Consider the following 25753-nt stretch of genomic DNA (forward strand, 5'->3'; position numbering starts at 1 on the left):
TTGGATCAGGAGGAAGGCGGAAGCGGCAGGACGCAGCGGAAGCGGGTGCCGTGGCCCGGCCATTCCTCGACCTCCAGCCGCCCGCCGTGCAGTTCCATGACGTTGCGCACCAACGACAGGCCGAGCGCCGCGGCACCGCGCGGGTCGTTGCGGTCGTAGCGCGAGGGCAGGGCGGCCTCGCCCGGTCCGGCGCCGCTGCCGACGGTCAGGACGAGGGCGCCGGGGGTGCGCTCCCCGGACAGCAGGATGCGGCGGTCCGCCGGCGGGTGGCGGATGGCGCCGACGACCAGGGTGAACAGCGCCTGCTTCAGCCGCCGCTCGTCGCCCTCCACCTCGCCCAGCGCCGACGGGGCGGTGAGGTCGAGCCGCAGCCCCTCGCGCCGCGCCCATTCGCGCGTCAGCTCGCCCACCGTCTCCAGCAGGTCCGGCACGTCCACGGTGCCGCGGTCCAGCGTGGTCACCCCGGCCCCCAGGCTGGTCATGTCGACCACGTCGTCGATCAACTCCAGCAGCCGCTCGCCCGCGTTGAGGACGCCCTTCACATACTCGATCTGGCGCGGGTTCAGCTCCCCGAAATACTGGTTCGCCAGCACCTCGGCGAAGCCGATGATGCCGTTCAGGGGGTTGCGCAGATGGTGGGAGACGTTGGCGATGAACTCGCTTTTCAACTGGTCGGCGGCCTCCAGCGCGGCGTTGGAGGCGCGCAGCGCCTGCTCCAGCCGGGCGCTGTCGGTGACGTCGAGATAGCTGTTCAGCACCGCCCCGTCGGGCAGCGGCAGGGTGGAGAACTCCACCACCGACCCGTCCGCCCGCTCCAGCCGGCCCGAGCGCACGGCGCGTTCCAGCGTCGCGCCGATCATCTCGTCCTTCAGGCTGTCCCAGTCGCCGCCATTCTCCAGGAAGGGCCGCATCCGCTCGAACAGGGCGGAGATGTGCGGTTCGCCCAGCAGATCGTCGTCGTCGAGGTCCCAGACGCGCGCGAAGGCGGGGTTGGACAGCTTCAGCCGGCCGTCGCCGCCGAACACCGCGATGCCCTCGGCCAGGTTGTCCAGCGTCTCCTGCTGCACGGCGATCAGCGTGTTGTAGGAGGATTCCAAGGCCAGCGTGTTGGTCACGTCCTCCAGAATCTGCATCAGCCCGCCCAGCGGGTGCGGGGCGGCGAGGCTGCGCAGCGTCGTGCCGTCCGGCAGGTGCATCAGCTCCTCGACCGGCTCCAGCAGGCGGGTGTAGCGGCTCAGCCGTTCGCGCTTGTAGCTCTGGTAGTCGGCGTATTCGGGCAGGCGGCGGCGGGTGCGCAGCTCCTCCAGGATCTCGCCGTGGGTGGGCTGGCTGCGCAGCCAGGACTCCTCCAGGTCCCACAGCCGGGCGTAGGCCTGGTTGAAGAAGGTCAGCCGCGTGTCGGCGCCGAAGATGGCGATGGCCGCACCCAGCCGTTCCAGCACTTCGCCGTGGGCGGCAAGGTGGCGGCTCAGCTCGCCGCGCATCTCCTCCACCGCCGTGACGTCCAGCGCGTAGCCGACGAGCAGCGTGCCGCCGCCGTCCGGGGCGGGCAGGGGGGCCTCGGTGACCTCCAGCAGGCGGCGCTCGGTGCCGATGACGGCGGAGACCCGCTCCGATTGGGCGACCCCGCTGTGCAGCGCCCGCTGCGCCAGGGCGCGCCCGGCGCCGTCCGCGGTCAGTTCCCGGTCGCTGTCCGGAACGGCGGCGGGGTCGGAATCCACGGCGCGGGCGTAGGCGCGGTTGCACCAGGACAGCGTCTGCCCGGCGCCGCGCAGCCACACCGGCAGCGGCAGGGCGTCCACCGCCGCGCGCAGCTCGGCCAGCGCCGATTCGGCGTCGTGCCGCCCCCGGATCAGCCCCTCGTGCTCGGCGCAGCGGTCGGTGATGTCCTCCAGCCAGACGACGTCCTGGTGCCCGCCCTGAGATCTGGAGGCGCCGGTCCCGGTGGATGGCTCGGCCGCCCGCCGTCCGCTCAGCAGCAGGCGCCGCCCGCTGCGGGTCGTCGCCTCGATTCGGAAGGCCTCGCCCGCGGCGCGCAGGCGGCGGACGGCTTCGGCGACCCGGGGGGCGTCGGCGTCGGTGAAGGCAGCCGCGATGTCCTGGCCCGGCGCGGTGCCGAGCAGCACGGCGCAGCCCGGCGCCGAGCTGGCGGCGCCGTCGGCGTCCCAGGCGCACCAGGGGTGGGGGGAGGCGGCCAGCAGGGCCTCCAGGCGCGCCACATCGGCCGCCAGCCGGTCGCTGCGGCGGCGCTCCTTGCCGGTCCAGAACAGCCCGCCGAAGCCGGCGGCGCCGAGGATGCCGGCAAAGCCCAGCATGGCGGGCGAGCCGGAGGGGCCGGCCATCAGGCCGACTCCCACCGCCAGCCCCAGCGCGGCGAAGGCGTATGATCGGGTCAGGACACTCACGCGGGTGAGACTAGTCCACGCCTCCCGGCGGAGCAAGGCGGGCCGGCGGTGGTGCCACTTTCGGGGATGATGCGCCCCATTTCCGTGGCTTGGCCGGATATCCTCACGCCGTTTCCCCGACCCGCAGGGCGCGGATCGCCGTTTCCACCGCCGGATAGGCGGCGCGCACCGCCGCCAGGGCCTGCGCCGCCCCGTCCGGATCGCCGTGGTGGGCGGCGAGCTCCAGGGCGGACGCGCTGCGGCCCAGCCATTCGGCCCCCGCCGTGCGGGCGGCTCCGGCCAGCGTGTGTGCGGCGGCGCGAAGGGCCTCGAGGTCGTTGCGTTCCAGGGCGACGGCGGCCTCGTGCAGCAGCGGGCGGGTGGTCTCCAGGAAGAAGTCCAGCATGTCCAACGCCATCCCGTCGAGCGCGCCGAAGGTGGTGCGGACATGGTCGAGGTCCAGCGCCCGCTCCTCCGCCCCGGTGGTTTCCAGCGCGGGGGGCTCGTCGGGGGCCGCGGCGCTGCCCTCGCCGAACGCGCGGTTCAGGGCGGCGGCGAGTTGCCTCAGGGTCACCGGCTTGGCGATGTAGTCGTCCATGCCCGCGGCGGTGCAGCGCTCCATCTCCCCCGCCAGGGCGTTGGCGGTCATGGCGATGATGGCGGTCCGCGGGCGGGAGCCGCCAGCCGATCCGCCAGCCGACTCGGTCACCGACTCGGCGCTGCGGATCTGGCGCGACAGCTCGTAGCCGTCCATGCGCGGCATGTGGCAATCGGTGATCAGAAGCCGGTAGGGCCGCGCCCGCCAGGCGGTCAGCGCCTCCAGCCCGTCGCCGGTCAGGTCGGCTTCGAAGCCGAGCTGGCGGAGCTGGCGCAGGATCACCTGCTGGTTGGTCGGATGATCCTCCGCCACCAGGATCAGCGGCAGGGTCGCGGCCGCGCCGGGGTCCGTCGTGTCGTGGGCCGCCATGTCGAGAGTGGCCGGACCGCCGTCGGCCTCTGCGGATGGCGAGTCGGCGTAGCGCTCCAATGGGACGGCGCGTCCGGCCAGGGCGGCCAGACGGCGGAACAGGGCGTCGCGGCGGATCGGGCGGCCGAGATGGTCGTGGCGCGGCGTGTGTCCCGCGGATGGCGAGCCGTCCTCGCCGGCGTCCGGCGGGCAGTCGCTGGCCTGCTCCCGCCCGTCCACCAGATGCAGCGTGGGCGGCGGGCGGACCCCGGCGGCGGCGATGCGGGCCAGCACCGCCGGCGCGGACAGCCGCGGGTTGGGCGCGCCGGGCGCGTCGTCGGGATGATGCTCCAGCAGGCCGTCGGAGAGAACCAGCAGGTCGGCATCGGCCATCGTCAGCAGTTCCACCGCCTCGTCCGCCGTCGTGGCGTCGGCGACGGCGGCGCGCTTGTCCTCCAGCGCGCGGATCAACACGGAGCGCTGCACCGGGTCCGGCTCGGCCACGATGATCGACAGGCCGGTGAGGTCGGTGTCGTCGCGCGGGGCGGACCGGGGGTCGCCCGGCGCCAGATCGACCGTGAACCAGAAGGTGGCGCCGCAGCCCGGCGCCGACTCCACCCCGATGCGCCCGCCCATCATCTCGACCAGACGGGCGCAGATGGCCAGCCCCAGCCCGGTCCCGCCGAATCGGCGGGTGGTGGAGCTGTCGGCCTGGCTGAAGGGCTGGAACAGGCGGGCCTGACCGGCGCTGCTGATGCCGATGCCGGTGTCCTCCACCGAGAAGCGCAGGCGCAGCCGGTCCGACCCGGCGGGGGAGGGCTCCAGCCGGGTGCGCAGGACGACCCGGCCGGCGTCGGTGAACTTGATGGCGTTGCCCGTCAGGTTGAACAGGATCTGGCGCAGCCGCCCGGGGTCGCCGCGCACCGCCGTCGGCACCTTGCGGTCGAGGTCGCAGACCAGGAGCAGCGCCTTCTGGTGGGCCTGCGGGGCCAGCAGCTCCGCCACCCCCTCCACCAGCTCGCGCGGGTCGAGGTCCATCTCGTCGAGGTCGAGCTTGCCGGCCTCGATCTTCGACAGGTCCAGGATGTCGTCGATGATCCGCAGCAGCGCCGTCGCGCTGTCGCGCACGGTGGTGACCAGCTCGGTCTGCTCGGCGTCCAGCGGCGTCAGGGCGATCAGCTCCAGCATGCCCAGCACGCCGTTCATCGGGGTGCGGATCTCGTGGCTCATGGTCGCCAGGAATTCCGACTTGGAGCGGGCGGCGACCTCGGCCTGCTCCTTGGCGTGGCGCAGGTCCTCCTCGGCGCGCTTGCGGCCGGTGATGTCGTAGCTCCAGGCGAGGATCGCCGGCTCCCCCTCGAACTCCGTGCGCTGAAGGGTCTGGAGCGCCCAGACGCGGCTGCCGTCGGGCCGGTCGACAGCCACCTCGACGTCGCGGGCGACCAGCCCGGGGCCGTCCTGCGGGAGGGCGCGCCCCTGCAGGGTGGCGCCGGGCAGAGCCAGCGCGTGGCGGCGCCCGACGAAGGCGTCCGGCGCCAGCCCGGCCAGCTCCGCCGCGCGGGCGTTGGCGAAGGCCACGGAGCCGTCGGGCCGCCCGATCGACACGCCGACCGGGCTCTGCTCCAGGATCGCGCGCAGGCGGCGCTCGCTGTCCGACAGGGCATGCTCGCGCGAGCGGATGGTGGCGACGAAATAATGCAGGGCGCGCGCCATGTCGGCGATTTCGTCCTGCCCGTGGGTGGGGATGGCGATGGACCGCCCGGCGGCCGACGCGGTCATGGCCGTCTGAAGCCCGCGCAGCCGCCGCACCACGTTGCGGTGGATGTAGAGGAAGATGCCGAGCGCCCCGAGGATCGAGACGACGGCCATCGCCAGGATGGCGTTCTTGCCGTCGCGGATCACCCGCTCGAACTCGCCGGAACGGGCGGCGATGTCCTGCTCGATGGCCAGAAAATGGTCGGACACCGCGCCGACCAGCCGGTCGGAGACGTTCTGGTTGCGGGTGATCGATCCCTTGATGGCACGGGCCAGCCCGATTTCCGTCAGGCGGCTGGCGAACAGGTTGTGCTCCCCGAGCCCCAGCGCCTCCAACTCCCGGTACAGCGGCTCCAGGTCGAAGGCGGGACCCGGAGGCAGGCCGGACACCGTCTCCGCCGCGCGGTCCATCGCGGCGCGGTAGTCCTGCCGCAGCCGGTCCACCCGCGCCTCGTGGTCGGCGCGGGAGGCGGCGAGCATTAGCAGGATGGCGTGCTGCGCCTCCGCCGTCCACAGGTCGACCCGCCGCTCGGTGTCCCGGGCGGCCTCCCACTCCGTCATGCTCCGGGCGGCGGAGGCGTTCTCCCGCAGCCCGTCCTCGGCGTCGCGGATGCGCTCGGCGAGCTGGATCAGGCGGCCGACCAGCCCGCCCGTCTCCGCGGCGGCGGCGAGCTGGCGTTCCACCTGCGTGTTCAGGGTCATCAGGTTGGCGACCAGCTCGTTCTTGCGGCGCTGCAGCTCCGCCACGTCGGCCATGTCGGTGCCACGCTCACGCAGCCGGGTCATCAGGTCTTCCAGCAGGGCGATCTGGTCGCTCAGCCGGGCCATCACCGATTCGCGCACCGACTGGCTCTGCACCGCCACCAGGGCCGGGGCGTTGGCGGCCAGCGTGCCGCTCTGCTGGGCGAGCTGCGAGGCGTTGACGAGGCCCGGCACCTTGGCCGTGGCGATCTGCTCGAACCCCTGGTGGAAGCGGGCGAAGAGGGACACGGCCACCACGCCGGTGGCGGCGGTCAGGCCGGCGATCACGGTCAGACCCGCCAGGATGCGAAACGCCACGCCCAGCCGGGGAAGCCGCATGCCCGTGCCTCGATTTTTCCACGTCCGCTTGAGATAGCACGGGCAATCGGTCGTGCGCAATTCACACCCCCGCGTCGCCATCGAACGCTGCGGGATCGGGCGCCGGGCGGGCTTGACCCGCGACGGTTGCCGGACCAAAGCTGACCGGAGGTGGCAATGGGGGTGGCCGATGGGCTTTGTCCGCTCTTTCGCGCGGGTTGCGGTGGTCTCGGTGGTCCTGGCGGCGGCGTTGGCCGCGTCGTCCGGCGCTTCGCGGGCCGAGACGCTGGAGGACGTGCGGGAGCGCGGGCTGCTGCGCTGCGGCGTCTCGTCCAGCGGGGCCGGTCTGGCGGCGGTGGACGACAGCGGCCACTGGCGCGGCTTCTTCGTGGACATGTGCCGGGCGCTGGCCGCCGCCGTCGCCGGCCACGCCGACCGGGTGGAGTTCGTCGAGACCAACTCCGAGAACCGCTTCGCCATCCTGCGCAACGGCGAGGTGGACGTGGTGATGGAAGGGACCACCTGGACCCTGCAGCGCGATGCCACGTTCGGGGTCGATTTCCCGGTGGTGTACCTGTTCGACGGCCAGGGGTTCATCGCGCACCGCGCCCAGGGCGTCGCCCGCCTGTCCGACCTGCCGGCCGGCGCCTCCGTCTGCGTGATCGAGCAGACCACCACCCTGCGCAATCTGGAGGGCTGGATGGCCCGCAGCGGTCTGCGCTTCCGCCTGAAGCCGGTGCGCTCGACCGAAGGGGCGTTGTCGGCCTTCTTCAACCACCATTGCGACCTCTACACCAGCGACCGCATCGGCCTGCACGCCCAGCGCCTGCTGAAGGCGCCCGAGCGCGACGATTACGTCATCCTGCCGGAGGCGATCTCCAAGGAGCCGCTGGGGCCGATGGTCCGCCCGGACGAGCGGCGGTGGTTCGACATCGTGCGCTGGGCGTTCCTGGCCACCGTCCTGGCCGAGGAGCAGGGGATCACCGCCGCCAACGCCGCCCGCCTGAAGAGGGAGGCGCAGGACCCGGAGGTGCGCCGGTTCCTCGGGGCCGCCGCCGGGGTCGGCTGGGGGCTCGGGCTGGACGACGACTGGGCCTTCCGCGTGGTCACGCAGGTCGGCAATTACGGCGAGATCTTCGATCGCCATCTGGGCGCCGCCTCGCCGCTGGGCATCGACCGCGGGATGAACGGGCTGTGGATGAACGGCGGCCTGCACTACGCCCCGCCGCTGGGGGGATGAGGGCGGCGGCGCTCTGCCATGCCGCGCGGCCGGCCATACCGCATTGCCTCATTGCCTTCGCCCCGGCTTTTCCCATGTTGTGGGCATGTTCGGCGAAAGGTTCGGCGAACGCTTCAAATCCGGGCGAACCGCCGCTATGGTGGCGCCTTCCGGGCGCCGCGCGGCCCGCTTCAGGCAGTTTCCCAGGCCATGACCAGACCCAACACCTACCGTTCCGGTCCCGACGAGCGCGGGCATTTCGGCATCTATGGCGGACGCTTCGTCGCCGAGACGCTGATGCCCCTGATCCTTGAGGTGGAGAAAGCCTACCGCGAGGCCCGGGCCGATCCCGCCTTCGACGGCGCGATCCGCGAGCAGCTCAAGCAGTATGTCGGCCGCCCGAACCCGCTCTACTACGCCGAACGCCTGACGGAGAAGCTCGGCGGCGCGAAGATCTACTTCAAGCGTGAGGAGCTGAACCACACCGGCGCGCACAAGATCAACAACTGCATCGGCCAGATCCTGCTCGCCCGCCGCATGGGCAAGAAGCGGATCATCGCCGAGACGGGCGCCGGCCAGCACGGTGTGGCGACCGCCACGGTCTGCGCGCTGTTCGACATGCCCTGCGTCATCTACATGGGCGAGACCGACATCGCCCGCCAGCAGCCCAACGTCTTCCGCATGAAGCTGCTGGGGGCGGAGGTGGTTCCGGTGACTTCCGGCGCGCGGACGCTGAAGGACGCGATGAACGAGGCGCTGCGCGACTGGGTCACCAACGTCGCCGACACCTACTACCTGATCGGCACGGCCGCCGGCCCGCACCCGTACCCCGCCATGGTCCGCGACTTCCAATCGGTGATCGGCGACGAGGTGCGCGTGCAGATGCAGGAGCTGGAGGGCCGCCTTCCGGACAGCCTCGTCGCCTGCGTCGGCGGCGGCTCCAACGCCATCGGCCTGTTCCACCCCTTCCTCGACGACCCGTCGGTGCAGATGGTCGCGGTCGAGGCCGCCGGCCACGGCATCGACAAGGGGCCGCTGGCCCACGCCGCCTCGATCACCGGCGGGCGCCCCGGCGTCCTGCACGGCAACCGCACCTACCTGCTCCAGGACGAGGACGGGCAGATCCTGGAGGGCCACTCCATCTCCGCCGGCCTGGATTATCCGGGCGTCGGGCCGGAGCATTCCTGGCTGCACGACATCGGGCGCGTCGAGTATGTCTCGGCCACCGACCAGGAGACGCTGGACGCCTTCCAGCTCTGCGCCCGCACCGAGGGCATCATCCCCGCGCTGGAATCGGCGCACGCGCTGGCGGAGATCGTGAAGCGCGCCCCGAAACTGCCCAAGGACCACCTGATGGTGCTCTGCCTGTCGGGCCGCGGCGACAAGGACATCTTCTCCGTCGCCCAGCATCTGGGAGTGAAGCTGTGAGCGCCCTCAACGACAAGGCCGTTGACAATGGCCGCATCGCCCGGCGGTTCGCCGCGCTGAAGGCGGAGGGCCGCGCCGGCCTCGTCACCTTCATCACCGCGGGTGACCCGGACCTGGAGACCTGCCGCGCCGTCCTGCACGGCCTGCCCGCCGCCGGCGCCGACCTGATCGAGCTGGGGCTGCCCTTCTCCGACCCGATGGCCGACGGCCCGGCGATCCAGGCGGCCAGCCTGCGCGCGCTCCATTCCGGGACGACGGCGCGCAAGACGCTGGACCTCGTGCGCGGCTTCCGCGAAACGGACGCCGACACGCCGGTGATCCTGATGGGCTATTACAACCCGATCCACGCCTATGGGGTGGACCGCTTCCTGGCCGACGCCATCGAGGCCGGGGTGGACGGGCTGATCGTCGTCGACCTGCCGCCCGAAGAGGACGAGGAGCTGTGCATCCCGGCGCTGAAGGCCGGGGTGAACTTCATCCGGCTGGCGACGCCGACCACCGACGACAAGCGCCTGCCGGCGGTTCTCCAGAACACCTCGGGCTTCGTCTATTACGTGTCGATCGCCGGGATCACCGGTGCTGCCAGCGCCGACAACGCCGCGGTGGGCGCCGCGGTGGAGCGTCTGAAGCGCCACACCGACCTGCCGGTGGCGGTCGGCTTCGGCATCAAGACGCCGGAGCAGGCGGCCGATGTCGCCCGCGTCGCCGACGCGGCGGTGGTCGGTTCGGCCATCGTCACGCGGCTGGCCGGCGGGCTGGACGCGCAGGGCAAGGCCCGTCCGGGTCTGGCCGAGGATGTGCTGGGCTTCGTCCGGGAACTGGCCGGCGGCGTGCGCGGCGCGCGCGCCTGAGATCGCCGGGCTGCGAGCGCCGGCTGAGCGGGATATCAGGAAGAATTCGATGAACTGGCTTACCAACTACGTCCGTCCCAAGATCCGCGCCCTCTATGCCCGCAAGGAGGTTCCCGACAACCTCTGGCACAAGTGCCCGAGCTGCGAGGCGATGCTCTTCCACCGCGATCTGGAGGATAACCTCAACGTCTGCCAGCATTGCGGCTTCCACATGCGGCTGGACCCGATCAAGCGGCTGGCCTCGATGTTCGACGAGGGCGACTACCAGTCGGTCGAGCTGCCGAAGTCGGTGGTCGATCCGCTGAAGTTCCGCGACCAGAAGCGCTACACCGACCGCCTGAAGGAGGCCCAGACCAAGACGGGCCGGCATGACGCCATCGTCGTCGGCTCCGGCCTGATCGGGGGACAGCCGGCGGTCGTCGCGGCCTTCGACTTCGGCTTCATGGGCGGTTCGATGGGCATCGCGGTGGGCGAGGGCATCCTGGCCGCCGCCCGCACCGCCATCGCCCAGAAGGCGGCGCTGATCGTCGTTCCGGCCTCGGGCGGGGCGCGCATGCAGGAAGGCATCCTGTCGCTGATGCAGATGCCGCGCACCACCATCGCGGTGGAGATGGTCAAGGAAGCCGGCCTGCCCTACATCGTGGTGCTGACCGACCCGACGACCGGTGGCGTCACCGCCTCCTTCGCGATGATCGGCGATATCCACATCGCCGAGAAGGGCGCGCAGATCGGCTTCGCCGGTGCCCGCGTGATCGAGAGCACGATCCGCGAGACCCTGCCGGAGGGCTTCCAGCGCTCCGAGTATCTCCAGGAGCACGGCATGGTGGACATGGTCGTCCATCGCCGCGACCTGCGCCCGACCCTGTCGCGCGTCCTGACCCTGCTGATGCAGCCGGTCCTGGCCGTCGCGACGGAAGCGCTGCCGGCCGCGCCGGCCGCCGTCCAGGCGGAGGAGCCGCGCAGCCAGGCCGAGGCCGCCGACGAGACGCCGGCCCAAGCTGGCGCCGAAAGGGCGGGCGCCGAGAGGACCGGCTCCGAGCAGGCGGCCTGACCCCGCGATGTCGCTCGCCGATCCGGTTCTCGACCGGCTGAAGAGCCTGCACCCCAAGGTCATCGACCTGTCGCTGGACCGCGTGCACCGGCTGCTCGCCGCGCTGGGCCATCCGGAGCGGCGCCTGCCGCCGGTGGTCCATGTGGCGGGCACCAACGGCAAGGGCTCCACGCTCGCCTTCCTGCGGGCGATGCTGGAGGCGGCGGGGCTGCGGGTGCATGTCTACACCTCGCCCCACCTCGTGCGCTTCCACGAGCGCATCCGGCTGGCCGGGACGCTGATCGACGACGACCGGCTGGCCGCCCTGCTGGAGGAATGCGAGGCCGCGAACGGCGGCGGACCCATCACCTTCTTCGAGGTGACGACGGTCGCCGCCCTGCTCGCCTTCGCGCGGGAGCCGGCGGACGTGGTGCTGCTGGAAACCGGGCTGGGCGGGCGGCTGGACGCCACCAACGTGGTGGACCGCCCGGCGGTCACCGCGATCACGCGCATTTCCTACGACCACCGCCAGTTCCTCGGCGACACGCTGGAAGCCATCGCGGGCGAGAAGGCCGGCATCTTCAAGCCGGGCGTTCCCGCGGTGATCTTTCCGCAGCCCGCGGAGGAGGCCGCCCGCACCCTGGCCATCCGGGCCGAGACGGTGGGCGCGCCGGTTGCCGGCTGGTCGGTCACCCCGACCGAGGGCGGCTTCCGCTTCGAGAGCGCCCGCCGCCGCATCGATCTGCCGCTGCCGGGGCTGGCCGGGGCGCACCAGATCGTCAACGCCGGGGTGGCGCTGGCCTGCCTGGACCATCTGCCGGTGGTGGTGGACGACGCGGCGGTGCGCCGCGGCCTCGCCGCCGTGGAGTGGCCCGCCCGTCTGCAACGGCTGACCCGCGGCCCCCTAGCCGAGGCCCTGCCCGCCGGCTGGGACCTGTGGCTGGACGGCGGCCACAACGATTCGGCGGGCGAGGTTCTGGCCGTCCAGGCCGCGCGCTGGGCGGAGGAGGAGCCGAAACGGCCGCTGCTGTTGGTCTACGGCATGCTGGCGAGCAAGGAGCCGCGGGAGTTCCTGGGACCGCTGACGCCCTTCGTCACCGCCGCCCGCACCGTCGCCATCCCCGGCGAGGAGGCGTCGCTGACGGCGGAGGACACCGCCGTGGCCACCCGCGCCTGCGGCATCGCCGACAGCGCGGCGGCGGCGGATGTCGGCAGCGCCCTGGAGGATCTGAAGGGACGGGTCGCAGGGCCGGCCCGCGTGCTGATCTGCGGCTCCCTTTATCTGGCGGGCACGGTCCTGGCGGAAAACGGCTGATTTGATGGGACGGGCAAGCGGGGTCTCAGCGCCCCTGCTTGCCGTCCAGCTCCAGCATGTTGCGCAGCGCGGCGAGGGTCTTGCCGAGCGTGCCCGAGTCGTCCTTGGCGGCTTTCCTTCCGGCCTCGTTGCCGTCCGGTCGCCGCTTGGCGTCGGGCTTGGGCTTTTCCGGTTCGACCGCCGGGGCCGTCTCAATGAGGTCCAGAGGCTCGTCGTCTTCGTCGGTTTCCGGGGCCGTTTCGGGCGTGCGGCGCGGCAGCGGCTTGAAGCCGGGCAGGGCGTCCGCCTCGGGACGGGTGGTCGCCTCGCTTGTCCAGGCCGGGCTGGGCGGGTCGTCCAGATCGCTTTCCGCCTCGACGAGGGCGCGCAGGGCGCGCAGCGCCTCCTCCATCTCCTGTTCCTGGGTGGACTTGCGCAGCACCGGAGCGCCGTCCTCGTCCGGCTCGTCGTCCTCCCGGCCGGCGTCGTCGTCCGCGTCGTCGCGGCTCCAGAAGGCGTCGTCGGCGTCGCCTTGCTCCTCCTCCGCGTCCTCGTCCTCCCGATCGTCGGAGCTGTCGAGGACCGGCTTGCGCGACCGGCCGAACAGCGGGGTCACCACGCCGCCGTCGCGCTCCTCCTCTGCGTCCGGACGGCCACGGGCCGTCCCCGCATCATCGTCCTCGTCGCGGTCGGCGGCGGCCTTCTGGACCATGCTGCGCAGGGCGGCGATGGTGCGGTCCAGCGGTTCGCTGCCGGTCGGGGCGGGATCGCGCTCCCGCGGCCGCTCCCAGGGGGGCGGGGCCTTGTCCGGGTCGCGGATGGCGAAGCCCAGGATGTCGTCGTTGGACGGCTCCGCGTCCTCGGGCTCGTCGTTAGGGGAGACACTGGGGGCGTCTTCGTCCGGCTCATCGTCCCGGTAATCGACGGCGTTTCTGAGCGGAAAGGCTGTCGGTTGGGCCGGCGGCGGAGGCGCCTCCTCCGTGCGGGCACCGTCGCCGCGACCGTCGAGGATGCTGCGCAGCGCAGCGATGGTGCGGTCGAAGGAGCGGGAAGCGTCGTCGTCCGGCTCGTCCTCGGCGGCCGGGTGGCTCGTCCGAGGGGCCGGAGCCGTGGCCTCGACCCGATTTGCTTCGTCGTCCCCGCCGTCATCCTCGTCCGCGTCCCGGTCCACCAGCGTCCAGCGGCGCGGACTCCAGTCCCCATCATCGACATCCGTGTCATCGACATCCGTGTCGTCGGCGTCCCGCTCGGCGTCCCACTCGGCGCTGTCCGCGTCGTCGTCATGGCCGGCGAGATCGGCGAGCGACACCGGCTCCCACAGCGGGCGCCGGCCCGACTCGGGGGTGGCGTCACCGTCCGCAACCAGCTGTTCCAACTCCAGATCCAGATCCAGATCCAGAGCGGCGGGGGCGGGCCGGGCGGCGGCCGGCACGGGGATGGGCGTGGGGGCCGCGTCCGGCGGCTCGTTGTCCATCGCATCGCCGCGGCTCCGCACCGCGTCGAGCAGCCCTTGCAGCGCGGCCAGCGGTCCGGCGAAGGACGGGGCGTCCTCCGCCATGGGCGTCGCCGTCACGGGCGTGGCGAAGGGCGGGGGCGCCGGACGGCTTTCGGTGTCGCGGGAGTTGCAGCGCGAGCAGCGGTAATGGGGGGCGATGGACAGGACCGGGTAATTGGGGCCGAAGCGCCGGTTCATGTCCGCGCGCGGCAGCACGCCCTCGTGGCCGCAGGCGCGGCAGCGGACGTGCACATCGACCTCGATGTCGCGCAGGTAAAGCATGCGTGCCATCGGCGCAGTATACGCAGCGGCGTGCCCAAGCCCAGCGGATTCGCCGCACGCGCCGCGCGCCGTGCCGGTGCCGGCGGTGACCTTTTCGGTCAGCCGTGCCGACCGGGCATCCCGGCGGGCCGTCCAGAGACGGACGGTTGGCAAGTCGCGGCGGAGCCGCTATGTTCAGCGCCGTGGCCCCGTAGCTCATCTGGATAGAGCGACGGTTTCCTAAACCGTAGGCAGCTGGTTCGAGTCCAGCCGGGGTCACCACCTCCTTCCGCGACCGGTTCCGCCGTCCGTCTGCCGGCTCCCTGCCGAAGGTTTTCCCTCATGACCGCATCCCTGTTGCAGGACGCCGTTCTCGTCACCGGCGCGGGCCGCCGCGTCGGTTTGCATCTGGCCGAGCGGATGATGGCGCTGGGGCACCCCGTCGTCGCCCACTACCGCACGCCCACCGACGATGTGGAGCGGCTCCGCGCCGCCGGGGCGGTCTGCCTGCCGGGCGATCTGGCCGACCCGGACGGCGGGCCGCGGCTGGCCGCGGCGGTGCGCGGCGTGGCGGGCAGCCTGCGGGCGGTGGTCCACAACGCCTCGGCCTTCGAGGTGACGGCGGCGGACACCGCGGACGCGCTGCGGCAGCTCGACGTCTTCCACGCCGTGCATGTCCGCGCCCCCTTCGCCCTGAATCGCGAACTGGCGCCGCTGCTGGACGCCTGTTCGGCGCGGCGGGCCGACATCGTGCACATCACCGACATCTACGCCGACAACCCCAACCCGGCCTTCGACGCCTACTGCGCCAGCAAGGCCGGGCTTCAGAACCTCGCCCTGTCCTTCGCCAAGCGGCTGGCCCCCAAGGTGAAGGTCAACGTCGTCCAGCCGGGGCCGATCCTGTTCAAGGAGTGGCACGGTCCCGAGGCGCGGGTGCGCGTGCTGTCAGAGACGCTGCTCGGCGAGGAAGGCGGGGTGGAGGCCATCGGCATGGCGGTGGAGGCCATCCTGCAGAACCACTATCAGACCGGCGCCGTCGTCGCGGTGGACGGTGGCCGGCGCCTCGCCTAACCGGGGGGAGCCGACGTGGCAGCCCGGCAGGGCGGCCGTGCACAACTCGCCCCGCGGTGGCGGAACGGGGCGCCCGGCGAGCAGCGCGGCGATCTCCGCGAAGGGGTCGGCCAGATAGGCGTCCGGGCGCAGGGCCGCCAAGCCGTCCGCCGGGAAGGAGCGGTTCACCCGACCGATCAGGTCGATGTCGGCGGGCCGGTCACGAGTCTTGCAGCCGGGGTGGGCGCGGTCGCGGCCCAGCGCCAGCTCGATCCCCACGCACAGCCCCTTGCAGCAGGAGGGGTCCAGCGCGCTTGGCACATAGGCGCAGTAATTGACGAAGGGGTGGGCGCTCGCCATGCCGACCGGTGCGGTGCGGTAAAAGCGGCTGAGCAGCACACCGCCGAACACATCGGCCAGATGGGCGGCGATTCGCGCCGCGTTCCGGTCCGGGTCCAGATTGGTTCCGATTCCCAGGATGTAGCCGGCTGTCGCCATGATGGCGGTGGGCATCGGACTCAGGGTGTCCATGGGCGTTCCATCGGTCGAGATGTGCATAGGAAAGATGTGAAAAGCCGAACAGAAACGATGATGCCGAATTGTTGCAGGCTGATCATTTCGCGAGGCAAATATGAGCGAATTTCGATGCATCTTTCCGTATGTGAAAATTCGATGGCTGTTTTTTACAGAATTTTCGTTGGAACGTTCATAGAAAGCAATCATGATAAAGGTTGCATGGCCGAATTGCCGACGGTTAGCCGATATGGTGAATGGAATTCTTTGCCGTTTTGTCGCCCTGGCGTTGTTTGTACTTGCCGGTGCAGCGAGCGCCGGGACGCTGCCGACGCCGACGGAAAAGCCGGTCCTGGTCGTGTCGGGCCTGATCGGAACGACGAACCAGGATGGCATGGCGGTTTTCGACCGTCCCATGCTGGAGGCGCTCGGCATGGTGTCCTTCACCACCGCCACGCCCTGGTACAAGGAGCCGGTGACCTTCGAAGGCGTGCCGCTGGCCCGCCTGATGGAGCGTGTCGAGGCGCGCGGCGAAACGCTGACCGCGACGGCGCTGAACGACTACACCGGCGAAATCCCCATGGACGACGTGCGCAACCGCAAGGTGATCCTGGCGCTGAAGCGCGACGGGGCCTATATGCCGGTCAGCGACAAGGGGCCGCTGTTCATCGTCTATGATTTCGACCATGATCCGGAAGCCAACCGGCAGAAGTATTTCGCACGCTCGGTCTGGCAGGTCGCCCGGTTGACCGTGAAGTGAAGGCACCCTCCGTGAGTTTGCCGACCGAGACCGCGCCGAACGGGAGCACCCGGCTGTCCCGCCTGTTGGGCTGGGCGTCGGAGGACCGCGCGCGCCGCCTGGGTCTCTGGCTGGCCATCCTGACCGGCGCATTCGGTCTGGCCGCTGCCTATCTGTCCCTGCTGGTGGTGAATTACGGCGAGGCGCTGCGCGGGGCCGCGCCCTACAACTTCGCCTGGGCCGCCGGCCAGACGGTGGGCGAGGTGACGCGGCTGGAGCAGCGCATCCTGGCCAGCGCGCTTCCCGGAACCAACATCGATGCAGAGGAGGTGCAGCTCCGCCTGGACATCGTGCGCAACCGCATCGCCGTGCTGGGGCGGGGGCAGGCCTCCCTCTTCATGGACCGCTATCCGCAGCATCGCCGCACGGTGGCCCGGCTGGAGCAGGCGCTGGACACCGTCGGCACGATCCTGGCCGGGCCGCTGCCGCCGGCGGAGAAGGCGCTTGCCGCCCTGGCGGTGCTGGAACCCGTCGACCGCGAGCTGAACGCCTTCGCCTCCGTCGCTTCCCAGTTCGGCGGGGAGCTGGTGGACGAGGGGCACGACCACCTGCTCTATCTGCATGGGCTGTTCTCCATGCTGGCCGCCGGTCTGGCGGTCTGCGGCGTCCTGTTCATCACCGTGCTGCTGATCCAGAACCGGACCATCCGGCGCGCGCACGACCGCATGGAGGCGATGGCCGGCGCCCTGCAGACGGCCATCGCCCAAGCGGAGGAGGCCAGCCAGGCCAAGACCCGCTTCCTGGCGACCATGAGCCACGAGCTGCGCACCCCGCTGAACGCGATCATCGGCTTCTCGGAGCTGATCCGCGACGACGGCGGCCTCCAGGGCGAGGGCCGGCCTTCCGGGGGGGGCGCACCGGGAAGCGCGAAGGAAGGCACCCGCCGGGAACACGCCCAGTATGCGGGCTACATCCTGGGGAGCGCCCGGCACATGCTCAGTCTGGTCATCGACATCCTGACGGTGGCCCAGATGGAATCGGGCCATGCCAACCTGACCTTCGAACCCGTGGACCCGCGCAAGGTGGTCGGCACCGCCATCGCCACGGTGCTGGGCACCCAGGCCGGGCGCGGTCGGACGATCCGGACGGCGGCGGGGGCGGTCTGGCCGGTGCTTCAGGCCGACGAGCGGGCGGTGCGGCAGATGCTGCTGAACCTGCTGTCCAACGCGGTGAAGTTCAGCAGCGCCCCGTCGCCGATCGAGGTTCAGGCGTGGCTGGACCCGCAGGGCGGCTTCGTCATCGCCGTGCAGGACCAGGGCATCGGCATGACGCCGGAGCAGATTGAAAAGGCCGCCCAGCCGTTCTATCAGGCGGAGGACGGCGCGACCCGCCGTTTCCAGGGGTCGGGGCTGGGGCTCAGCATCGTGAAGAGCCTGATGGAGGCGCATGGCGGCCGGCTGCTGCTGGAAGGCGCGGCGGGGGCCGGCCTTCGAGCGTCGCTGCATTTCCCGGCGGAACGGGTCGGTGGTCCAATGCTGCGTCCGGAGCCGGCCAGCCAGTTTTGAGACCCATTTTTGAGACGAGACCGGCGCCAAACGCGCTGGAAGAAAGCAAAAGAAGGAAGGGATCGGGTTTTATGACGGTGCAGGCAAATGTTCTCGCCCTCGTGCAGGAGGCGATGGAGGCGCGCCGGTCGAACGAGGCGCTCGACACGCCGCTGGACGCCGCGGGCGAGGCGGCCATGATCGACGCCGCGGCGCGGAAGGTGGAGGAACTGCTCGACGTGCTGCGGATCGACCACCGCAACGACCACAACACCCGAGACACGCCGCGCCGCGTCGCCAAGATGCTGGTGCGCGAGCTTCTGAAGGGCCGCTTCACGGCGCCGCCCGAGCTGACTGAGTTCCGGAACGCCGAGGAATTTGACCATCTGATCGTCACCGGTCCGATCGCCGTGCGCTCCACCTGCGCGCACCATCTGATGCCGATCTACGGCACCGCCTTCATCGGCATCCTGCCGGCCAAGGGCGGCAACATCCTTGGCCTGTCCAAGTACGACCGGATCGTCGACCATTTCGCCGCCCGCTTCCAGATCCAGGAGGAGCTGGTCAAGCAGATCGCCAACTTCATCGTGGAGGCCACCCGGCCCCGCGGGCTGGCCGTGCGGATCAGCGCCGTCCACATGTGCAAGACCCACCGCGGCGTGCGCGCCGGCCATGACAGCCGCATGGTCAACAGCTCCTTCCACGGCGAGCTGCTGGAGTCGCGCGAGCTGCGCGAGGAGTTCCTCAGGGAGTGCGCGACGCTTGAGCGGTCCGCCCGCTGAGCGGAGCGTCCTGTCCCCGGGCCCGCCCGCCGTGATGGGCGCTGAGTGGCGGTCCGGCATGGCGGGGGCGGCGCTGCTGATGGCGGCGTCGCTCGCCCTGGTGCTGACCGCCGGGGCGCTGGCCCGCGAACTAGGCGGCCGCTACAGCGCGGCGGAGGTGCTGTTCCTGCGCTTCCTGCTGTCGCTGCCGGTGGTCGCCGCGGCGGCCGTCGCGATGGCCGGGCGGCGCGCCCTGTCCGTCACCCGGCCCGGCGGCCACGCGGTGCGGGCGCTGAGCGGCGTCGGGGCGGCGCTGATCTTCTACGCGGCGACCCAGCATCTGCCCTTTGCCGATCTGATCGCCCTGTCCTACGCGGCTCCGCTGTTCGTGGTGCTGCTGTCCGGCGCGGCCATCGGGGAGCGGGTGGGGGCGGCCTCCGCCCTCTGCGTCGCGCTGGGGATGGCCGGCGTCTTCCTGATCGCCCCGCCGACGCGGCTGGAGCCGTGGAGCCTCGCCATGCTCGCCATGGCCTTCCTGAACGCGGTCTGCATCCTGGCGACCCGGCGGACGGCCCAGGCCGACGGACCGGCGGCCACCGGGCTGGTCTTCGTGCTGGCCGGGTGCCTGCTGACCGCCCCGGCGGCCCTGCTGACCGGTTTCCGCATGCCCGATGCCGCCGACCTGCCGGCCTTCCTGCTGCTGGGCCTCGCCGCGGGGACGGCCATCCTGCTGAACGCCGCCGCCTTCCGCCGGGCGCCCGCGGCGGTGCTGGCGCCCATCGACTATCTGGGGATCGCCGCCTCGGCGGCCATCGGCTTCCTGTGGTGGGGCGAAAGCCCGTCGCCCGCGGTGCTGCTGGGCGGGGCGCTGATCGCCGCGGCCGGGCTGGGCACGCTGTGGGCCGGCGCGCGGCGGCCGGGCTGAGACCCCGCCGGTTCGATCACAGCTCGATCAGCGCGTAGGGCCTTCCCGACTCCTTCTCGATGGTCTGGGCGACGTTGTAGACCGGCGTGCCGCGCAGGGTCCGGCCGGCGTAGCTGCCGTGGTGGGCGTGGCCGTGGACGACCGCCTGAACGTGGAAGCGGTCGATGGTCTCCGCCAGACGCGAGGAGCCGAGGAACGGGTAGATCTCGGTCGGCTCGCCGCGCACCGTCTCGGCGATCGGGGCGTAGTGCAGGACGACCATGGTCCGTTCGGTCTCCAGCTGGCGCAGGGCGCTTTCCAGCCGCATCGCCTCGTTCACCGCCTCGTGCACGAACTGCTTGATCGCCGGTTCGCCGAAGGCGTCGAGCATGCGGTTCTCGAACCCGCCGCCGAAGCCCTTCACCCCGGCGAAGCCGACGCCGCGGATCTCCAACGGGTTGCCGTCGAGGAAGCGGACGCCGGCCTGCTCCAGGATGCGCTGAAGCTCCTCGACGTGGCCGCATTCGTGGTCGTGGTTGCCCAGCACGGCGACCACCGGGATGCCGATGGCCCGCAGGTCCTCAGCCAGCACCTCGGCCTCGCGCGGCTTGCCGTGGTTGGTCAGGTCGCCGGCCAGCGCCAGGACGTCCGCCCGGTCGGCGATCTCCTGGAACAGCTCGCGGTAGGGGTGGGTGGAGGTTTCCCCCACATGGATGTCGCCGATGGCGGCGACCTTGATCGTTCCTTCAGCCATGCTTCGTTTCCTCGCCGACGACGTCGGCGAACCCCCAGTCCGTGACGTCGATCCGATAATCCTCGCGCGAGAACAGCCGCCCCCGGCAGATGCGGGTCTGCGGCACCGGCAGCTTCGCGCGCTCGTTCAGCCGGTCCAGAAGCTCCTGCAACAGCCAGCCGGGGATGTGGTCGCGCTCCGTCGGGTAGATGAAGCGGAAGTTCAGGACGTGCATCAGCAGCACCTCCCAATACTGCTCCATGTGGCCGAGCAGCCGTTTCCAGTCGATGTGGGTGTGCTGCTTCAGGATCATGTGGGCGACGTCGGGGCCGTCGTACTTGTGCCGCATCTGCACGAAGGCCTTGGAGAAGACCATTTCCGTTGGCGGGATGAGCTGCACGTCGGCGCCGCAGACCAGCGCGCGGTGGTCCTCCTCGAACCAGCGGTCGTTGACCGGGTTGATGGCGGCGGCGGAGTTGAAGATCACGTCGAAGAACAGGTCGCCGTGCAGGACCTTGCCGATCCAGCGTTCGTCCTCGATCTCGGTGCCGAAGCCGCGATCCTGGAAATGCGCGAGGATGCGCGGAAAGTCGCCGCCCCGGCAGAAGATGTCGATGTCCTTGGTCGGCCGGGTGATCCCGGTGTAGGCGCTGAGCGCGTAGGTGCCGCCCAGCAGGAAGGGAATGCCGGATTCCTTCAGAACCTTGAGACTCTCCGTGTAGAAGGCCTCGGCCTCGGCCGAAACATCCGCACGGCCTTCGCGCCCCCGGCTTTCGCGGTTGCCGTCCATCGCACCCCCTCTCCTCCGCTGTCGTCTTTCGCGCCTTCAACAGGAGGAGTGGGCGAAACGGCACCGCCGAATGGTGCCGGTGGCGGGAAAAAAGCGGGCAAGGGCGGGCGGAACCGCCGCGCCGCTACACCGGTTGAGGGTGGTATTGCTGATGGGGAGGCAACCGATGGCACGACATCCGATCCCACAGGGGCTTTTGCTCGCCGCCGGCCTCGTGCTGTGCGGTGCCGGTCCCGCTCTGGCGCAGGGAAGCTGCGCCGCGCTGGTCGACCGCTTCGCCGCCGAGAACAACCTGTCGGCCAGCCCGCCGCCGGTCGCGACTCCGCCGGGCAGCTCCGGCTCCACCGCAGGGGACGGGGCGTTGCCCGATGGAGGTTTGGGCGGCAGTTCCGGCACGACGCCGGACCAGCTCGCCCGCTCGGGTGGGGTGGTGGCGCCGCCGGCCTCGGGCGACCGGGCGGTGATCGAGCCGCCGCGCACCGGCGCTCCCATGCCGACCGCTCCGGCGGTGCGGCCCGACGCCGCGCCGAACAGCGGCTCCTCCATGGAAAGCGGGTCGATGGGGCAGGCGGCGCGCAACGCCCAGATCGAATCGCTGGTGACCGCCGCGCGCTCCGCCGCGAAGGACGGCAACGAGCAGCTTTGCATGGAATCGCTGGACAAGGCGCGCGGCCTGACCCGCGCCGCGCCGGGAGCAACGGGTGGCACGATGGGCGGGGGCGGCTGATGGCGACGGTGCGGATGATGGCCGAACTGATGGCCGCCGACCTGAGCGTCGCCGGCCCCCTTCCACCTTCCCCGCCGACCCCGGACATGCCGGTGCCGCCGCCCGGCATGCCGGACATGCCCGGCGACCCCTCGCGGCCGCCGATCAAAGAGCCGCCGGACGCCATCCCCGTTCCCCCGGAGGAACCGCCGCCCAACCCCGAGCGGCTTGCCTGAAACCGCCCGCCGGGGAGAAAAATGGCACCAGGGCCGCGTGAGCGCGAAACGGCGCTCCTGCGGTCTTGTGATTCGCGCGGGGAAAGGCGATGTGTTCTGTCGGGCACCGGAGGCCGGTGCCGAGTCGCCTTTTGGAGTTCAGTGGGTCTCATGCACCGTCAACCCCCGCGCCAGCACGTCTACCGCCAGCCCGTCGTCCTCGGCACCCAGGTTCAGGCCACCGTCAAGTGGTACGATCCGACCCGCGGCTTCGGCTTCGTCAAGTTCGAGGACGGGTCGCCCGACGCCCTGATCCCCGCCGCCATCGTCGGCACCGCCGGCCACGAGTCCCTGCCGGACGGCGCCACCGTCGTGGTGGACATCGTCGAGGGGCGCAAGGGCAACCAGGTCTCCGCCCTGCATTCGGTCGACACCTCCACTGCCGTCCCGGCGCGTCCGGCCCGTGCCCAGGGTCCGCGCCCGTCCTTTGGCGACCGAGGGGGCTTCGGCGACCGCAACGACCGTGGGGGTGACCGCGGGTTCGGCAACCGCGGCTACAACGACCGGGGCGGTGATCGCGGCGGTGATCGCGGGTTCGCTGGCCGGGGCGACAGCCGTGGCTTCAACGATCGGGGTGGTGATCGCGGCTTCAACGACCGGGGCGGCGACCGCGGCGGCTTCGGCGGCCCGCGCCGTCCGGCGGCGGGCGGCCCGGCCACCCAGACCGAGGGCACCGTGAAGTGGTTCAACGCCACCAAGGGCTTCGGCTTCATCGCCCAGGACGGCGGCGGCCAGGACGTGTTCGTCCACATCAAGGCGGTGGAGCGCTCGGGCCTGCAGGGGCTGAACGACGGCCAGCGCGTCCGCATCTCCGTCCGCCAGGGCGACAAGGGTCCGGAAGCCGTCTCGGTCGAAGAGGCGTAAGGCCTCGGTCCATTGACGATGGTCCACCGAAGGTAAGGTGTCGTTCGGCTCGGTTGAACGGCGGCGCAAAGCCGCGCATCGTGGCGGGGCCGGGACGGCGGTGCGACGGCGCGCCGCCCCGGCCCGATCCGAATCAAGAAAGGACGCCCAGTGGTTCCCGTCACCTGTCCGACCACGCCCTTCGACGGCCAGAAGCCCGGCACCTCCGGGCTGCGCAAGGCCGTGAAGGTCTTCGAGCAGCCGCGCTATCTGGAAAACTTCGTCCAATCCATCTTCGACTGCGTCGACGGCCTGTCCGGCGCCACGCTGGTGATCGGCGGCGACGGGCGGTACCACAACCGCACCGCCGTGCAGACCATTCTGCGCATGGCCGCGGCCAACGGCGTCGCGCGCGCGGTGGTCGGGCGCGGCGGCATCCTGTCCACCCCGGCGGCCTCCTGCGTCATCCGCAAGCGCGGGGCCATCGGCGGCGTAATCCTGTCGGCCAGCCACAACCCCGGCGGCCCGGACGGCGATTTCGGCATCAAGTTCAACGCCGCCAACGGCGGCCCGGCGCCGGAATCGATGACCGACGCCTTCTTCGCCCGCTCCAAGGCCATCACCGAATACAAGACGCTGGAGTCGCCGGACCTCGACCTCGACCGGCTCGGCGGGACGGCGCTCGGCGGCATGGCGGTGGAGGTCATCGACCCGGTGGCCGACTATGCGGAGCTGATGGAATCGCTGTTCGACATGGCGGCGATCCGCAAGCTGTTCGCGTCGGGCTTCCGCATGGTGTTCGACGCCATGCACGCGGTCACCGGCCCCTACGCCACGGAGATCCTGGAGCGCCGGCTGGGCGCCCCCGCCGGCACCGTCATCAACGGCACGCCGCTGGAGGATTTCGGCGGGCACCACCCCGACCCGAACCTCGCCCACGCCGAGGAGCTGGTGGAGCGGCTGTTCGGGCCGGACGCGCCGGACTTCGGCGCCGCCTCGGACGGCGACGGCGACCGCAACATGATCCTGGGCCGCAACGTCTTCGTGTCGCCCAGCGACAGCCTCGCCGTGCTGGCGGCCAACGCCACCCACGTCCCGGCCTTCAAGGGCGGTCTGGCCGGCGTCGCCCGTTCCATGCCGACCAGCCGGGCGGTGGACCGCGTGGCGGCGAAGCTGGGGATTTCCTGCTACGAGACGCCGACGGGCTGGAAGTTCTTCGGCACGCTGCTCGACGCCGGGCGCATCAACCTGTGCGGCGAGGAGAGCTTCGGCACCGGCGCCGACCATGTGCGCGAGAAGGACGGGCTGTGGGCCGTCCTGATGTGGCTCAACGTGCTGGCCGCCCGCGGCCTGTCGGTGGCCGAACTGATGGCCGAGCATTGGGGGACCTACGGGCGCACCTATTACGGCCGCCACGATTACGAGGCCATCCCGCAGGAGGCCGCCGACGCCCTGATCGCCGAGCTGCGCGGGACGCTGCCGGGGCTGGCCGGAACGGACCTCGGCGGGCGCACGGTCGCGGCGGCGGACGAGTTCGCCTACACCGACCCGGTGGACGGCAGCCGGTCGGAGCGGCAGGGCCTGCGCGTCGGGTTCGAGGACGGGTCGCGCATCGTCTACCGCCTGTCCGGCACCGGCACGTCGGGCGCCACGCTGCGCGTCTATTTCGAGCGGTACGAGCCGGTCGGCGGCGAGCATGGGCTGGACGCCCCGGTGGCGCTGAAGCCGCTGGCCGATCTGGCCGCGGAACTGGCCGGCATCGTGCGCCACACCGGGCGCACCAAGCCGGACGTCGCCACGTAACGGCGTGACCTGAAGGAAGGCTCTTCCTCCGGAGCCAGGGGAGGGGCCTTTTTCTTTTCAGAACACCGCCTGGAGCAGGCCCAGCGTGCGCCGCTTGGCCAGGGCGGCGCTGGCCGCGTCGTAGCTGGCGCGCTCGTCGCAGTTGAAGCCGTGGCCGGCCGGGTAGAGGTGCGTGATGGCGGGGGGGTGGCGCTGGCGCACCGCCTCGGCCACCGTCAGGGGAATGGCGTGGTCCGTCTCGCCGAAATGCAGCAGCACAGGCGTGCGCGGCACCTCGTCCAGCCGGTTGCCGATGCCGCCGCCGTAATAGGCGACGGCGGCGCGGACCGGCAGGCGCGACGCGGCGGCCCAGGCGATGGTGCCGCCCCAGCAATAGCCGGCGATGGCTGCCCCCTCCGCCCCGCCGAGATGGGCGAGCCCCGCCGCCACGTCGATCAGAGCGTCGTCGACGCTGACCGCGCCCATCAGGTCGCGGCCGCGCTGGACGCCGGCCTCGTCATAGGGCAGCTCCACCCCGCGCTGCGCCCGGTCGAACAAGGCGGGGGCCAGCGTGTGGTAGCCGTCCGCCGCGTAGCCGTCGCAGACGCGGCGGATGTGGCTGTTGATCCCGAAAATCTCCTGGACGATCAGGAGCCGCCCCTTCTCCGGTCCCATCGGCCGGGCCTCGTAGGCGGTCAGCCGGTGCCCGTCGGAGGCCGTCAGGTGCGTCCAGGCGCCGCTCGTTCCGCCGCTCGTGCCGCTGGTCGTTCCGGTCATGGCTGGTCTCTCCCTCCATTCGTTCCGTGCAGGGAAGATAGCAGCCTGACGCCGGGTGTCATCCGCGACCGACTGGCCCATATCCCCTAGGACCGTCACCCCGTCACTGGAGCCGCCCGATGTCCGCCCCCGCCGACCGTTCCCCGACCGCTGGACCCTTCGACCTGACGCCGCCGACGCCGGAGCAGCGCGCGGTGCTGGTGGAGCGCCTGTCGGACGAGGAGCGGCACGTCCTGCTCAGCCACGGGACGGAGGCGCCCTTCTGCGGCGGCCTGCTCGACAACAAGAAGCCGGGCACCTACGCCTGCCGTCTCTGCGGCCTGCCGCTGTTCCGGTCCGGGACGAAGTTCGAATCCGGCACCGGCTGGCCCAGCTTCACCGCACCCTACGAGAACGCGCATCTGAAGCTGGTGCAGGACAACAGCTACGGCATGGTGCGGGTGGAGACGCTGTGCGCCCGCTGCGGCAGCCACCAGGGCCACGTCTTCCCCGACGGCCCGCCGCCGACCGGCATGCGCTTCTGCATCAACTCCGTCTCCCTGGCCTTCCTGCCGGAGGGACAGGCGCTGGCCAGGAGCGTTCAGGACTGGGTGGAGGAGGGGGCGGCGTTCTAG

21 protein-coding genes, 1 tRNA gene and 1 pseudogene are annotated in these 25753 nt (G+C 71.4%); 16 read left to right on the forward strand and 7 right to left on the reverse strand.

The window, feature by feature from the left end; genetic code table 11:
- Positions 1 to 5 precede the first annotated feature (5 nt).
- Positions 6 to 2405 carry a sensor histidine kinase gene (locus ACFPMG_RS12350; protein ID WP_376995414.1) on the reverse strand — a complete coding sequence of 800 codons (2400 nt, stop codon included), beginning with the start codon at positions 2403 to 2405 and terminating at the stop codon, positions 6 to 8.
- Positions 2406 to 2508: 103 nt separating this feature from the next.
- Complete coding sequence (locus tag ACFPMG_RS12355) at positions 2509 to 6165, reverse strand: ATP-binding protein (protein ID WP_376995415.1); 3657 nt, start codon at positions 6163 to 6165, stop codon at positions 2509 to 2511.
- Positions 6166 to 6334: 169 nt separating this feature from the next.
- Here ACFPMG_RS12355 and ACFPMG_RS12360 point away from each other — a divergent pair, with 169 nt between their 5' ends.
- From ACFPMG_RS12360 to ACFPMG_RS12380, 5 genes are all read left to right on the forward strand, one after another.
- On the forward strand, positions 6335 to 7384 hold the full coding sequence (locus ACFPMG_RS12360; protein WP_376995416.1) for an amino acid ABC transporter substrate-binding protein: 1050 nt from the start codon (positions 6335 to 6337) through the stop codon (positions 7382 to 7384).
- Between the two features lie 189 nt (positions 7385 to 7573).
- Positions 7574 to 8791, forward strand: a complete 1218-nt coding sequence (gene trpB, locus ACFPMG_RS12365) for a tryptophan synthase subunit beta (RefSeq protein ID WP_349592301.1) — start codon at positions 7574 to 7576, stop codon at positions 8789 to 8791.
- On the forward strand, positions 8788 to 9642 hold the full coding sequence (trpA, locus tag ACFPMG_RS12370; protein ID WP_376995417.1) for a tryptophan synthase subunit alpha: 855 nt from the start codon (positions 8788 to 8790) through the stop codon (positions 9640 to 9642). The genes trpB and trpA overlap by 4 nt, the downstream gene beginning before the upstream one ends.
- 49 nt (positions 9643 to 9691) lie before the next feature.
- Positions 9692 to 10693: an acetyl-CoA carboxylase, carboxyltransferase subunit beta gene (gene accD / locus ACFPMG_RS12375; protein WP_376995418.1), complete on the forward strand. Its 1002-nt coding sequence runs from the start codon at positions 9692 to 9694 to the stop codon at positions 10691 to 10693.
- 7 nt (positions 10694 to 10700) lie between these two features.
- A complete protein-coding gene (locus ACFPMG_RS12380; protein WP_376995419.1) occupies positions 10701 to 11987 on the forward strand; it encodes a bifunctional folylpolyglutamate synthase/dihydrofolate synthase in 1287 nt (428 codons plus the stop codon).
- 25 nt (positions 11988 to 12012) lie between these two features.
- Here ACFPMG_RS12380 and ACFPMG_RS12385 read toward each other — a convergent pair whose 3' ends face one another.
- A complete protein-coding gene (locus ACFPMG_RS12385; protein WP_376995420.1) occupies positions 12013 to 13752 on the reverse strand; it encodes a hypothetical protein in 1740 nt (579 codons plus the stop codon).
- A 175-nt stretch (positions 13753 to 13927) separates the two neighbouring features.
- Between ACFPMG_RS12385 and ACFPMG_RS12390 the strand changes: the two genes are divergently transcribed.
- Positions 13928 to 14004 (forward strand) — tRNA-Arg (locus ACFPMG_RS12390).
- A gap of 60 nt (positions 14005 to 14064) precedes the next feature.
- Positions 14065 to 14793, forward strand: a complete 729-nt coding sequence (locus tag ACFPMG_RS12395; protein ID WP_376995421.1) for an SDR family oxidoreductase — start codon at positions 14065 to 14067, stop codon at positions 14791 to 14793.
- A gap of 183 nt (positions 14794 to 14976) precedes the next feature.
- On the opposite strand, the pseudogene ACFPMG_RS12400 reads toward ACFPMG_RS12395, so the two are convergent.
- Positions 14977 to 15720, reverse strand: a pseudogene (locus ACFPMG_RS12400) (2-amino-4-hydroxy-6-hydroxymethyldihydropteridine diphosphokinase); the annotation flags it as partial.
- Between ACFPMG_RS12400 and ACFPMG_RS12405 the strand changes: the two are divergent.
- From ACFPMG_RS12405 to ACFPMG_RS12420, 4 genes are all read left to right on the forward strand, one after another.
- Positions 15680 to 16045 carry a putative pterin-binding protein gene (locus tag ACFPMG_RS12405; protein WP_376995422.1) on the forward strand — a complete coding sequence of 122 codons (366 nt, stop codon included), beginning with the start codon at positions 15680 to 15682 and terminating at the stop codon, positions 16043 to 16045. The pseudogene ACFPMG_RS12400 and the gene ACFPMG_RS12405 sit on opposite strands and share 41 nt — an antisense overlap.
- Before the next feature lie 11 nt (positions 16046 to 16056).
- Entirely contained in the window at positions 16057 to 17589 is a 1533-nt protein-coding gene (locus ACFPMG_RS12410; RefSeq protein WP_376995423.1) for a sensor histidine kinase, read from the forward strand.
- Positions 17590 to 17660: 71 nt separating this feature from the next.
- A complete protein-coding gene (gene folE / locus ACFPMG_RS12415; protein WP_376995424.1) occupies positions 17661 to 18350 on the forward strand; it encodes a GTP cyclohydrolase I in 690 nt (229 codons plus the stop codon).
- Positions 18331 to 19254, forward strand: coding sequence for a DMT family transporter (locus ACFPMG_RS12420; protein WP_376995425.1), 924 nt, complete (start codon positions 18331 to 18333; stop codon positions 19252 to 19254). The genes folE and ACFPMG_RS12420 overlap by 20 nt, the downstream gene beginning before the upstream one ends.
- A 16-nt stretch (positions 19255 to 19270) precedes the next feature.
- On the opposite strand, the gene ACFPMG_RS12425 is transcribed toward ACFPMG_RS12420, so the two are convergent.
- Both ACFPMG_RS12425 and ACFPMG_RS12430 read right to left on the reverse strand, forming a co-directional pair.
- On the reverse strand, positions 19271 to 19987 hold the full coding sequence (locus ACFPMG_RS12425) for a metallophosphoesterase family protein (RefSeq protein ID WP_376995426.1): 717 nt from the start codon (positions 19985 to 19987) through the stop codon (positions 19271 to 19273).
- Positions 19980 to 20756 carry a nucleotidyltransferase family protein gene (locus tag ACFPMG_RS12430; RefSeq protein ID WP_376995427.1) on the reverse strand — a complete coding sequence of 259 codons (777 nt, stop codon included), beginning with the start codon at positions 20754 to 20756 and terminating at the stop codon, positions 19980 to 19982. The genes ACFPMG_RS12425 and ACFPMG_RS12430 overlap by 8 nt, the downstream gene beginning before the upstream one ends.
- 166 nt (positions 20757 to 20922) lie before the next feature.
- Between ACFPMG_RS12430 and ACFPMG_RS12435 the strand changes: the two genes are divergently transcribed.
- The 4 genes from ACFPMG_RS12435 to ACFPMG_RS12450 all read left to right on the forward strand — a co-directional run bounded on the left by ACFPMG_RS12435 (position 20923) and on the right by ACFPMG_RS12450 (position 24383).
- Positions 20923 to 21483, forward strand: a complete 561-nt coding sequence (locus tag ACFPMG_RS12435; RefSeq protein ID WP_376995428.1) for a hypothetical protein — start codon at positions 20923 to 20925, stop codon at positions 21481 to 21483.
- Positions 21483 to 21698: a hypothetical protein gene (locus ACFPMG_RS12440; protein ID WP_038525801.1), complete on the forward strand. Its 216-nt coding sequence runs from the start codon at positions 21483 to 21485 to the stop codon at positions 21696 to 21698. The genes ACFPMG_RS12435 and ACFPMG_RS12440 overlap by 1 nt, the downstream gene beginning before the upstream one ends.
- 150 nt (positions 21699 to 21848) lie before the next feature.
- Positions 21849 to 22601, forward strand: a complete 753-nt coding sequence (locus ACFPMG_RS12445; protein ID WP_376995430.1) for a cold-shock protein — start codon at positions 21849 to 21851, stop codon at positions 22599 to 22601.
- A gap of 150 nt (positions 22602 to 22751) precedes the next feature.
- Complete coding sequence (locus ACFPMG_RS12450; RefSeq protein ID WP_376995431.1) at positions 22752 to 24383, forward strand: alpha-D-glucose phosphate-specific phosphoglucomutase; 1632 nt, start codon at positions 22752 to 22754, stop codon at positions 24381 to 24383.
- A gap of 57 nt (positions 24384 to 24440) precedes the next feature.
- Here ACFPMG_RS12450 and ACFPMG_RS12455 read toward each other — a convergent pair whose 3' ends face one another.
- Positions 24441 to 25139 carry a dienelactone hydrolase family protein gene (locus tag ACFPMG_RS12455; RefSeq protein ID WP_376995432.1) on the reverse strand — a complete coding sequence of 233 codons (699 nt, stop codon included), beginning with the start codon at positions 25137 to 25139 and terminating at the stop codon, positions 24441 to 24443.
- A 119-nt stretch (positions 25140 to 25258) separates the two neighbouring features.
- On the opposite strand from ACFPMG_RS12455, the gene msrB reads away from it, so the two are divergent.
- Positions 25259 to 25753 (forward strand): peptide-methionine (R)-S-oxide reductase MsrB, encoded by a 495-nt coding sequence (gene msrB, locus ACFPMG_RS12460; RefSeq protein WP_137115180.1) that lies wholly within the window; start codon positions 25259 to 25261, stop codon positions 25751 to 25753.

Origin of the sequence: Azospirillum himalayense (assembly GCF_042657465.1) — a bacterium.
Lineage (GTDB): Bacteria > Pseudomonadota > Alphaproteobacteria > Azospirillales > Azospirillaceae > Azospirillum > Azospirillum himalayense.